Genomic DNA, 11610 nt, shown 5'->3' with positions numbered 1-11610 from the left:
CCCGATCCGGGTTGTCCACAGGCGGCCCGGGCCATCGCCGCCGACCGCCTACCCTTATTGCCATGAGCAGCATCGACCGGAGCCGGACAGCGGGCGGCACGCGCACCTACGAAGTACGCACCTACGGGTGCCAGATGAACGTCCACGACTCCGAGCGATTGTCCGGCCTGCTGGAGGACGCGGGGTACGTCCGCGCCGCCGAAGGCGCCGACGGCGACGCGGACGTCGTCGTCTTCAACACCTGCGCCGTCCGGGAGAACGCCGACAACAAGCTGTACGGCAACCTCGGCCACCTCGCCCCGAAGAAGGCGAGCCGCCCCGGGATGCAGATCGCGGTCGGCGGCTGCCTCGCGCAGAAGGACCGCGACACCATCGTCAAGCGCGCCCCCTGGGTGGACGTCGTCTTCGGCACGCACAACATCGGCAAGCTCCCGGTGCTGCTGGAGCGCGCCCGCGTGCAGGAGGAGGCGCAGGTCGAGATCGCCGAGTCCCTGGAGGCGTTCCCGTCGACGCTGCCGACCCGGCGCGAGAGTGCCTACGCGGCCTGGGTCTCCATCTCCGTCGGCTGCAACAACACCTGTACCTTCTGCATCGTCCCGGCGCTGCGCGGCAAGGAGAAGGACCGCCGCCCCGGCGACATCCTCGCCGAGGTCGAGGCCCTGGTCGCCGAGGGCGTCTCGGAGATCACCCTCCTCGGGCAGAACGTCAACGCCTACGGCTCCGACATGGGCGACCGCGAGGCGTTCAGCAAGCTGCTGCGCGCCTGCGGGAGCATCGACGGCCTGGAGCGCGTCCGCTTCACCTCCCCGCACCCGCGCGACTTCACCGACGACGTCATCGCCGCCATGGCCGAGACGCCGAACGCCATGCCGCAGCTGCACATGCCGCTCCAGTCCGGCTCCGACCCGGTGCTGAGGGCGATGCGCCGCTCCTACCGGCAGGAGCGCTACCTGGGGATCATCGAGAAGGTGCGGGCCGCCATCCCGCACGCGGCGATCACCACCGACATCATCGTGGGCTTCCCCGGCGAGACCGAGGAGGACTTCGAGCAGACCCTGCACGTGGTGCGCGAGGCCCGGTTCGCCCAGGCGTACACCTTCCAGTACTCCAAGCGGCCCGGCACTCCGGCCGCCGAGATGGACGGCCAGATCCCCAAGGCGGTCGTCCAGGAGCGCTACGAGCGCCTCGTCGCCCTCCAGGAGGAGATCTCCTGGGAGGAGAACAAGAAGCAGGTCGGCCGCACCCTGGAGCTGATGGTCGCCGAGGGCGAGGGCCGCAAGGACGGCACCACCCACCGGCTCTCCGGCCGCGCACCCGACAACCGTCTGGTGCACTTCACCAAGCCCGGCCAGGAGGTCCGGCCGGGCGACGTGGTGACGGTCGAGATCACCTACGCCGCCCCGCACCACCTCCTCGCCGAGGGCGCGGTCCTCGACGTGCGGCGCACCCGCGCGGGCGACGCCTGGGAGAAGCGCAACGCGGCCGAGCAGGCCAAGCCGGCGGGCGTGCTGCTCGGCCTGCCGAAGATCGGCGTGCCCGAGCCCCAGCCGGCGGTGGCGAGCGGCTGCGGCTGCGACTGACCGCGGGGGAGTGCGACCCCGGGCGAGGCGCGGGGTTACGCTGCCGATCATGCTTGTCGCCGCCGCCGTCTGCCCCTGCCCGCCGCTCCTCGTCCCGGAGGTCGCCGCGGGCGCCGCACCCGAGCTGGACGCCGCCCGCGCGGCGTGCACGGACGCGCTGGGCGTGCTCGCCGCCGCCCGGCCCGACCGGCTCGTGGTCGTCGGACCCGCGGACGCGGCCGGGCCGGAGATCTACCCGCAGGGGACGCCGGGCTCGTTCCGCGGCTTCGGCGTGGACCTGGACGTGCGGCTGGGGCCGGACACCGGGGCGGCCACGTCGGCGGCCGGGAGTGAACTGCCGTACGGCTTCGCCGTCGGGGCCTGGCTGCTCGCGCGTACCGACTGGTTCCACGCGCCCGTCGAGGGCGTCGGGGTGGGGGAGGACCTTCCCGCCGAGCGGTGCGCCGCCGTCGGCCGCGACCTCGCCGGGCGAGCCGGGCGGATGGCGCTGCTGGTGCTGGGCGACGCCAGCGCGTGCCGCACGCTCAAGGCGCCGGGCTACCTCGACGAGCGGGCGGCGCCCTTCGACGCGGCGGCGGGGCGCGCGCTGGGCGCGGCGGACGTGACCGCCCTCGCCGGGCTGGACGTCGCCCTAGCCCGTGAGCTGAAGGTGTCCGGCCGGGCCCCCTGGCAGGTCCTCGCGGGCGCCGCCGGGGGAACGGGCCTGTCGGGCACGCTGCTGTACGAGGACGCTCCGTACGGGGTGGGGTACGTCGCGGCCGCTTGGTCGTAGTCGTAGTCGTAGTCGTCGTCGTGGCAGTGCCCTCGGCGGACGGTCACGGAGCCGGTCAGCCGACGCGCTGATCCGCTCCGTGACCGTCCGCCGACGCGGGCGTGACCCGCCGGTGTGGCGGGTCAGGAGGCCGGAGGGGGTCCGGCCGGTGGCGGACCGCCCGGGGTGCTGCCCGGCGTGCCCCCGCCTGGGCCCGTTCCCTCGTCCTTGTGAGCGAGACGGTCCACGGCACCCTTGGCCTTGCCCGTGCCGGTCTGGATCCGGTCGCTGTACTTGCCCTTGGTCTTCTCGTCGACGGTCCGCGCCATCTTGTCGAGGCCGCGGTCGATCTTGTCCTCGTGCTGCTGCGCGAGGTCGGAGACCTTGCCCTTCGCCGGTCCGAGTCTGGCCTTCAAGTTGTCCAGGAGACCCATGGTTCGCCTTCCCTCACGGGGCGGTCAGGTGCGGGCGCCCTTGTCGGTCTCGTTGTCGACGGCCTCCCCGGCGGACTGCTGCTTGGGGATGCCGACACCGTCGGAGTCGGCGGCCTCGGGGGCCGTGGCGGCCTCGTCGGTCTCCGCGGTGTTCCGAGGGCCGGACTCGGCCGTCTCCGCGGCCTCCGCCGTGGTCTCCTCCGCGGCCCGCTCGGTCTCGGTGCCGTCGCCCCCGGTCTCGGCGGCCGACGCCTCCTCGGTGTTCTTCGACTTCCGGAGAAGCCGTGCAAAAACGCCCATTTCAACTCCATACGTTACTCGTGCGGGCGAAATCCCGCGGTATCCGGTGCGTCCGATTGCGTGGCCGGGGCCATCGCCCCGGCCGTCCGGGGAGCGGGAACCTCGCAACGGGCAACGACCCCGGCCGCGGACCGTCACGTAACTCGTTCGAGAGCGAGGTCCGGGGTTTGCGAGACTGGTCCGGTGAGCAGCGCACCCTCCGCCCCCCGTGTCATCGCCGTAGTCGGACCCACCGCGGCCGGAAAGTCCGATCTGGGCGTCTTCCTGGCCCAGCGGCTGGGCGGCGAGGTCGTCAACGCCGACTCCATGCAGCTCTACCGTGGGATGGACATCGGCACCGCGAAACTGACCCCCGGGGAACGCGGCGGCGTCCCGCACCATCTCCTGGACATCTGGGACGTGACGGTCGCGGCGTCCGTCGCCGAGTACCAGCGGCTGGCCCGGGAGCGGATCGACGCCCTGCTCGCCGAGGGGCGCTGGCCCGTCCTCGTCGGCGGCTCCGGCCTCTACGTCCGCGGCGCCGTCGACAACCTGGAGTTCCCCGGCACCGACCCCGAGGTCAGGGCCCGGCTGGAGGAGGAACTCGCCGAGCTGGGCTCGGGGGCGCTGCACGCCCGGCTGGCCGCCGCCGACCCGGAGGCCGCGCGGGCCATCCTCCCCGGCAACGGCCGCCGGATCGTGCGCGCGCTCGAGGTGATCGAGATCACCGGCCGCCCCTTCACCGCCAACCTCCCCGGTCACGACTCCGTCTACGACACCGTGCAGATCGGCGTCGACGTGGCGCGCCCCGAACTGGACGAGCGCATCGCCCGCCGCGTCGACCGGATGTGGGAGGCCGGACTGGTCGAGGAAGTGCGCGCACTCGAGGCGCGTGGGTTGCGCGAGGGGCGTACGGCGTCGCGCGCGCTCGGCTACCAGCAGGTGCTCACGGCGCTTGCCGGTGACTGCACGCTCGACGAGGCGCGCGCGGAGACCGTCCGTGCCACCAAGCGCTTCGCGCGCCGTCAGGATTCATGGTTCAGGCGCGACCCGCGGGTGCACTGGTTGAGTGGGGGTGTGGCGGATCGCACGGAACTTCCGCGGCTCGCCCTGTCGTTGGTCGAACGACCGGTTACAGCCTGATCACGTGATGGCATCGGGACGCCCCGGCCGTCATCCCGGCCTCCGACGGCGTGCCATCATCGAGCTTCGATCGACCGAGTGAGTCCTAGTTGGGAGGGCGCGTGGCGATGGAGGCCGGCCCTCGCGACACCGCACCGAGCACCGAGCACGACACCGTCGGCCCCGGTGGCCCGGAGCCGGACGGACCCGCCCTGAGCCCCGACGGCCCCGATGAGACTCCGCAGGGCGTGGCGGCCGACGGCCCCGAGCCCGACGAGATGTACGGGGACGAGGTCGAGGTCGAGCTGCGGCCCCAGCGCCGGCTGCGGATCTGGCAGCTCGCGCCCATCGTCTGCCTGGCCGCCCTCGGCTCCCTGATGTTCGCCTTCCCCCTCGCCTTCGACTTCGGCGACAGCGGCGCCGTGATCGCCATGCTGGGGCTACTGATCTGCTCGTGCGCGGCCGGCTGGGGCATGATGGCCGCCCGCCGCGTCGGCTACACCTGGCCCGGCCTCCCGCAGCGCGGATCCGGGCGCCGTGCCGACTGGCGGATGATCACCGTCTACGCCCTGGCGGTCGTCGCGATCGTCGTCCTGGCCGTGTGGCGGGTGGCCCGCCTGCGGGGCTGAGACCCCCGCCCGCACGCACCCCCACGTCCCGCTCCCGGCTCGTCGTACCCAACCCGTACGATCGAGGAATGAGCACGCGGATCGCCTTCCTCAAGGGTCACGGCACCGAGAACGACTTCGTGATCGTCCCGGACCCGCAGAACGCCGTCGACCTGCCCCCCGCCGCCGTCGCCGCCCTGTGCGACCGCCGCGCGGGCATCGGCGGTGACGGACTCCTGCACGTGGTGCGGTCCGCGGCGCACCCCGACGCCCGGGAGATGGCGGCCGAGGCGGAGTGGTTCATGGACTACCGCAACGGCGACGGCTCGGTCGCCGAGATGTGCGGCAACGGCGTACGGGTCTTCGCGCGCTACCTCCAGCGCGCCGGGCACGTCACCGAGGGAGATCTCGCCGTCGCCACGCGCGGAGGCGTGAAGACCGTGCACCTCGCCAAGAACGGCGACGTCACCGTCGGCATGGGCCGCGCCCTGCTCCCCGAGGGCGACGTCGAGGTGAGCGTCGGCGAGCGTCACTGGCCCGCGCGGAACGTGAACATGGGCAACCCGCACGCGGTCGCCTTCGTCGCCGACCTCGACCACGCGGGCGACCTGTACACCGCGCCGCCCGTCGGGCCGGCCGCCGCCTACCCGGACGGGGTCAACGTCGAGTTCGTCGTCGACCGCGGCCCCCGCCACGTCGCGATGCGGGTGCACGAGCGCGGTTCCGGGGAGACCCGTTCCTGCGGCACCGGCGCGTGCGCCGTCGCCGTCGCCACCGCGCGCAGGGACGGCGCCGACCCGGCGGCCACCGGGACCCCGGCGACCTACACCGTCGACCTGCCCGGCGGCACCCTGGTGATCACCGAGCGCCCCGACGGCGAGATCGAGATGACCGGTCCGGCAGTGATCGTCGCGGAGGGAGAGTTCGACTCCGCATGGCTGGAAGGGGTACTCGCCACGACGACGGCCGGGTGAACCACAGCCCGGTCCATGACACTCAGTACGAAAACGTAAACCCTCGGCTCATCGCTCGAATGGGTGATCCGTTTCACGCTCGGCGAGAGGCGGTCGGCCGCACGTGGTGGGCTCGATAGCATCAAGCACCGGCCCGGACGGGGGACCGACACCATCCCCTGAGCCGTGTCCGCCCTGGGATACCCCGTCCGCCGGTTTACGCAGCCGGAGGTGCCCATGAACGCGGAGGCCGTGAATCCAGCGAGCCCCGGCCCCGTGACGCCCGCGAGCGTCGGCCCCGTCGGGCCTGCGGCGGCCCGCAGAAAGGCCCGCCCCCGGATCGATCTGCGCCGCCTCGGCCGCGCCGCGCTGCGCGGCTCCACGGCCCGCGGCCGGCTGCCCGACGCCATCGGCCACGTCGTCGAGGCCCACCGCGCCCACCACCCCGACGCCGACCTCGACCCGCTGCGCCGCGCCTACCTGCTGGCCGAGTCCTCGCACCGCGGCCAGATGCGCAAGAGCGGCGAGCCGTACATCACCCACCCGCTCGCCGTGACCCTGATCCTCGCGGAACTCGGCGCGGAGACCACCACCCTGACCGCCTCGCTCCTGCACGACACCGTCGAGGACACCGACGTGACGCTCGATCAGGTCGGCGAGGAGTTCGGTGCCGAGGTGCGCTACCTCGTCGACGGCGTCACCAAGCTGGAGAAGGTCGACTACGGCGCCGCCGCCGAGCCCGAGACCTTCCGCAAGATGCTCCTCGCCACCGGCAACGACGTCCGCGTGATGTCGATCAAACTCGCCGACCGGCTGCACAACATGCGCACCCTGGGAGTGATGCGCCGCGAGAAACAGGAGCGCATCGCCAAGGTGACCCGGGACGTACTCATCCCGCTCGCCGAACGGCTCGGCGTCCAGGCGCTCAAGTCCGAGCTGGAGGACCTCGTCTTCGCGGTCATGCACCCCGAGGAGTACGAGCACACACGCGAGCTGATCGACGAGAACGCCGCCCGCGCGGACGACCCGCTGGCCGAGGTCGCCGAGGACGTCCGCAAGGTGCTGCGCGAGGCCGACATCAACGCCGAAGTCCTCATCCGGCCCCGCCACTTCGTCTCCCTGCACCGCGTCTCCCGCAAACGCGATCCGCTCCGCGGCGCCGACTTCGGCCGCCTCCTGGTGCTCGTGCAGGAGGACGCCGACTGCTACGCCGTCCTCGGCGAACTGCACACCTGTATGACGCCCGTCGTCTCGGAGTTCAAGGACTTCATCGCCGTCCCGAAGTTCAACCTGTACCAGTCGCTGCACACCGCGGTGGCCCGTGCGCAGGACGGCCAGGTCGTCGAAGTCCTCATCCGCACCCACCAGATGCACAAGGTCGCCGAGGCGGGCGTCGTCGCGCTCGGCAACCCCTACGCCACGCCACCGGAGGAGCAGACCGCGAGCGACGGCGAACGCGCCGACCCGACGCGCCCCGGCTGGCTCTCCCGGCTGCTCGACTGGCAGCGCGGCGCACCCGACCCCGACACCTTCTGGTCCACCCTGCGCGAGGACCTCGCCCAGGACCGCGAGATCACCGTCTTCCGCCCCGACGGCGGCACCCTCGGCCTCCCCGAGGGCGCCACCTGCGTCGACGCCGCCTACGCCCAGTACGGCGAGGACGCGCACGCCTGCATGGGCGCCCGGGTGAACGGCCGCCTGGCCACCATGAGCACGGTGCTGCGCGACGGCGACGGCGTGCAGCTCCTGATGGGCCAGGACCCCGCCTCCGAGCCCGCCGGCGACTGGCTGGAGCACGCCCACACGCCCGCCGCGCGGATCGCCATCCAGCGCCGCCTCGCCGCACGTCCGGCGACCACGTCCGCCGACCCGGAGACCGAGGCGGCGGCAGGGGCGGAGACAGCGGCCGGGAACCCGGCCCACGGCGCCACCCCGGCCGACGACGCCCCCGCACCCGCCTCACGCCCCGCGGCCGACGCGCCGGAGGTCCGCCCCGGCTCCGGAGCCGTATCCCCCGACGTACGGGTCGACCTGCCGGGCGCGACCGTCCGCCTGGCCGGCTGCTGCACGCCCGTGCCGCCCGACCGGATCACCGGCTTCGCGGTCCGCGGGGGAGTGGTGACCGTGCACCGCGCGGAGTGCCCCGCCGTGGCCCGCATGACGAGCGCCGGGCGCCCCGAGGTCGACGTGCGCTGGGGCGACAGCACCGAGTGCCGGGTCACGCTGCTCGCCGAATCGTTCGGCCGCCCGCACCTCCTGGCCGACCTCACCGAGGCCATGGCCCTCGAAGGCGCCGAGATCGTCTCGGCGACCGTCGAGCCCCCGGACCGCCAGCGGGTCCGCCACACCTACACCGTGCTGCTCCCGGACGCGGCCCGGCTGCCCGCCCTGATGCGCGCGATGCGCGACGTGGCCGGGGTGTACGACGTCAGCAGGTCCCAGCCGCAGCCCACCGGGGCCTGAGCGGGACGTACGGGCCTGAGCGGGACGTACGGGCCTGAGCGGGACCTACCCGTTCGGGTGCCCCGGGCGCGCGCCGTCGCCGCCGGGCACGCGCGCGCTGATAGCCGTGAGGGATGCCGCACACCCCTCACAGCGCTCACACCGCTCACGCCCCGCGCGTCTCTCAGCCCTCGCGTCCACGGCCCCGCGTACGCTCCCGGCGCCGGCTCAGGGCGGCGGCGCTGCTCGCCTCCGCCGTCTCCGTCTGCCTGGTCGCCGCGAGCGCCCCGCCGGCCCCGCTGGGCGTCGGCGACCGCCTCTACCCGCACCTGGGAAACCCCGGCTACGACGTCACGGCCTACGACCTCTCCTTCACCTACTCGGGCAGCAACACCAAGCCGCTGAAGGCCGTCACCACCATCGACGCCCGGACGACGGCCGACCTGGACCGGGTCAACCTCGACTTCGCCCACGGCAAGGTCGACTCCGTCGAGGTCGACGGCGAGCCCGCGGACTTCGCCACGGCCGGCGAGGACCTGGTCGTCACACCCGCGGACGCCCTGGACGAGGGCGAGCGGACGCGGATCACCGTGCGGCACAGCAGCGACCCCGTGTACGCCGAGGACCGCCCGGGCGGCTGGGTGCGCACCGCCGACGGCCTCGCCATGGCCAACCAGGCCGACGTCGCCCACCTGGTCTTCCCCTGCAACGACCACCCCTCCGACAAGGCGAGCTTCACCTTCCGCGTCACCGCGCCCGACGGGCTCACCGCGGTCGCCAACGGACTCCCGGCGGGCGTCGAGCGCACCGGCTCCTCGACCACCTGGACCTACCGGACCCGGCACCCCATGGCGACCGAGCTGGCCCAGGTGTCCATCGGCCGCTCCACGGTGCTGCACCGCACCGGCCCGCACGGGCTGCCGGTACGGGACGTCGTACCGACGAAGCACCGCGCGGCGCTCGAACCCTGGCTGCGGAAGACGCCGGACCAGATCGCCTGGATGGAGAAGAAGGTCGGGCGCTACCCCTTCGAGACGTACGGCCTGCTCCTGGCCGACGCCACCACCGGCTTCGAGCTGGAGACCCAGACGCTCTCCCTCTTCGAGCGCGAACTGTTCACGGAGGCCGGCTACCCCGCGTGGTACGTCGAGTCGATCATGGTCCACGAGCTGGCCCACCAGTGGTTCGGCAACAGCGTCAGCCCGGGCACCTGGTCCGACCTGTGGCTCAACGAGGGGCACGCCACCTGGTACGAGGCGCTGTACGCGGAGGAGACCGCGGACAAGCCCGTGACGGCGCGCATGAAGGCCGCCTACGGCGCCTCCGACGGCTGGCGCGCCAAGGGAGGGCCCCCGGCCGCCCCCAAGCCGCCCACCTCCGGCAGCAAGACCGGCATCTTCCGCGCCAACGTCTACGACGGTGCCGCGCTCGTGCTCTACGCGCTGCGCCAGGAGATCGGCCGGACCGCCTTCGAGCGCCTGGAGTCCGTCTGGGTCGACCGCCACCGGGACGCCAACGCCACCACCGCCGACTTCGTCCGGCTCGCCTCCGAGATCTCCGGCCGCGACCTCGGCGCCTTCTTCCAGGGCTGGCTCTACGCCGAGAAGACCCCGCCCATGCCCGGCCACCCGGACTGGAAGCCGACGGCCGCGTCCAAGAAGGCGCCCGCGTCTCAGAAGGCCCACGGGTCCCATAAGGCACACGGCGAATAAGCCGGTGACGAGACGGCCCGTGCCGTGCGACCATCTTCGGGACGGCGCGGTACGGGCCGCGGGAATCTCCCCGGCGGCTCGTGCGTTGTGCAGAATGCCGCAGCCGAAGTGCCGCGCGACCCCTTCCCAGCTACGTAAGGATCCAATGACCTCCTCTTCTTCCCCCTCCCAGGACACCAAGCGTCTCGCGCAGACCTATCCCGAGGGCCTCCGGGCCGATGCCCTGATGGAAGAGGACGTCGCCTGGAACCACGAGACCGGCTCGCAGTGGGACGGTGAGCAGTTCGACCGCTCCGACCGCGCGGCACTGCGCCGCGTCGCCGGCCTCTCCACCGAGCTCGAGGACGTCACCGAGGTCGAGTACCGCCAGCTCCGCCTGGAGCGGGTCGTCCTCGTCGGCGTGTGGACCTCGGGCACCGTGCAGGACGCGGAGAACTCGCTCGCCGAGCTGGCCGCCCTCGCCGAGACCGCCGGTGCCCTCGTGCTCGACGGCGTGGTCCAGCGGCGCGACAAGCCCGACGCCGCGACGTACATCGGCTCCGGCAAGGCCGAGGAGCTGCGCGACGTCGTCCTCGACACGGGCGCCGACACCGTCATCTGCGACGGTGAGCTGAGCCCCGGACAGCTGATCCACCTCGAAGACGTCGTCAAGGTCAAGGTCATCGACCGTACGGCCCTGATCCTGGACATCTTCGCCCAGCACGCCAAGTCCCGAGAGGGCAAGGCGCAGGTGGCGCTCGCGCAGATGCAGTACATGCTGCCCAGGCTGCGCGGCTGGGGTCAGTCGCTGTCCCGTCAGATGGGTGGCGGCAAGGGCGGCGGCCTCGCCACCCGTGGCCCCGGTGAGACCAAGATCGAGACGGACCGGCGCCGGATCCGCGAGAAGATGGCGAAGATGCGCCGGGAGATCGCGGAGATGAAGACCGGCCGCGAGATCAAGCGCCAGGAGCGCAAGCGCCACAAGGTGCCCTCCGTCGCCATCGCGGGCTACACCAACGCCGGCAAGTCCTCGCTGCTCAACCGCCTCACGGGCGCGGGCGTGCTGGTGGAGAACGCCCTGTTCGCCACCCTGGACCCGACCGTCCGCCGCGCGGAGACGCCGAGCGGCCGACTGTACACGCTGGCCGACACCGTCGGCTTCGTCCGGCATCTGCCGCACCACCTGGTCGAGGCGTTCCGCTCCACGATGGAGGAGGTCGGCGACTCCGACCTGATCCTCCACGTGGTCGACGGTTCGCACCCGGTCCCGGAGGAGCAACTGGCCGCCGTGCGCGAGGTGATCAGGGACGTCGGCGCCACCGACGTACCCGAGATCGTCGTGGTCAACAAGGCCGACATGGCCGACCCGCTGGTGCTCCAGCGGCTGCTGCGGGTCGAGAAGCGGGCCATCGCCGTCTCGGCACGCACCGGCCGGAACATCGACCAGCTGCTCGCGCTGATCGACAACGAGCTGCCGCGTCCCTCGGTCGAGATCGAGGCGCTCGTGCCGTACACCCACGGCAAGCTGGTCGCCCGCGCCCATGACGAGGGCGAGGTGATCTCCGAGGAGCACACCGCGGAGGGCACCCTGCTCAAGGTGCGGGTGCACGAGGAGCTGGCGGCGGAGCTGACGCCGTACGTGCCGGCGCCCGCGCTCTGACCCGGGTACCGCAGCGCCGCAAGCGCGAAGAGGGCCCGCCCCCGCACATCGCGGAGGCGGGCCTTCGGTCTGCCGGGAGCAGGAGCCCCC

At 72.9% G+C, this 11610-nt stretch carries 10 protein-coding genes; 8 read left to right on the top strand and 2 right to left on the bottom strand.

The genetic code is table 11. From position 1 onward, the window contains the following. Window positions 1-62 precede the first annotated feature (62 nt). Together miaB and ACFW01_RS17675 are read left to right on the top strand one after the other, a co-directional pair. Window positions 63-1580, top strand: a complete 1518-nt coding sequence (gene miaB, locus ACFW01_RS17680; protein WP_384504440.1) for a tRNA (N6-isopentenyl adenosine(37)-C2)-methylthiotransferase MiaB — start codon at window positions 63-65, stop codon at window positions 1578-1580. A gap of 49 nt (window positions 1581-1629) precedes the next feature. Next, on the top strand, window positions 1630-2352 hold the full coding sequence (locus ACFW01_RS17675; protein ID WP_384504438.1) for a class III extradiol dioxygenase subunit B-like domain-containing protein: 723 nt from the start codon (window positions 1630-1632) through the stop codon (window positions 2350-2352). 122 nt (window positions 2353-2474) lie between these two features. On the opposite strand, the gene ACFW01_RS17670 is transcribed toward ACFW01_RS17675, so the two are convergent. Together ACFW01_RS17670 and ACFW01_RS17665 are read right to left on the bottom strand one after the other, a co-directional pair. Beyond that, window positions 2475-2765 (bottom strand): antitoxin, encoded by a 291-nt coding sequence (locus ACFW01_RS17670; RefSeq protein ID WP_384504436.1) that lies wholly within the window; start codon window positions 2763-2765, stop codon window positions 2475-2477. A 24-nt stretch (window positions 2766-2789) separates the two neighbouring features. After that, on the bottom strand, window positions 2790-3065 hold the full coding sequence (locus ACFW01_RS17665; RefSeq protein ID WP_384504434.1) for a hypothetical protein: 276 nt from the start codon (window positions 3063-3065) through the stop codon (window positions 2790-2792). Window positions 3066-3248: 183 nt separating this feature from the next. Here ACFW01_RS17665 and miaA point away from each other — a divergent pair, with 183 nt between their 5' ends. From miaA to hflX, 6 genes are all read left to right on the top strand, one after another. Then, window positions 3249-4187 (top strand): tRNA (adenosine(37)-N6)-dimethylallyltransferase MiaA, encoded by a 939-nt coding sequence (gene miaA, locus ACFW01_RS17660; protein WP_234958452.1) that lies wholly within the window; start codon window positions 3249-3251, stop codon window positions 4185-4187. Between the two features lie 107 nt (window positions 4188-4294). Further along, window positions 4295-4795 carry a hypothetical protein gene (locus ACFW01_RS17655; RefSeq protein WP_384504468.1) on the top strand — a complete coding sequence of 167 codons (501 nt, stop codon included), beginning with the start codon at window positions 4295-4297 and terminating at the stop codon, window positions 4793-4795. A 68-nt stretch (window positions 4796-4863) separates the two neighbouring features. Next, window positions 4864-5748 carry a diaminopimelate epimerase gene (gene dapF, locus ACFW01_RS17650; protein WP_384504432.1) on the top strand — a complete coding sequence of 295 codons (885 nt, stop codon included), beginning with the start codon at window positions 4864-4866 and terminating at the stop codon, window positions 5746-5748. A gap of 216 nt (window positions 5749-5964) precedes the next feature. Beyond that, on the top strand, window positions 5965-8190 hold the full coding sequence (locus ACFW01_RS17645) for a RelA/SpoT family protein (RefSeq protein WP_384504430.1): 2226 nt from the start codon (window positions 5965-5967) through the stop codon (window positions 8188-8190). Window positions 8191-8303: 113 nt separating this feature from the next. Then, a complete protein-coding gene (locus ACFW01_RS17640) occupies window positions 8304-9881 on the top strand; it encodes a M1 family metallopeptidase (protein WP_384504428.1) in 1578 nt (525 codons plus the stop codon). 145 nt (window positions 9882-10026) lie between these two features. Next, window positions 10027-11520: a GTPase HflX gene (hflX, locus tag ACFW01_RS17635; protein ID WP_234958456.1), complete on the top strand. Its 1494-nt coding sequence runs from the start codon at window positions 10027-10029 to the stop codon at window positions 11518-11520. The last annotated feature ends 90 nt before the right edge of the window (window positions 11521-11610 follow it).

It is taken from the genome of Streptomyces sp. NPDC058985 (assembly GCF_042740985.1).
Lineage (GTDB): Bacteria > Actinomycetota > Actinomycetes > Streptomycetales > Streptomycetaceae > Streptomyces.
This window is presented reverse-complemented; position numbering and strand designations above follow the sequence as displayed.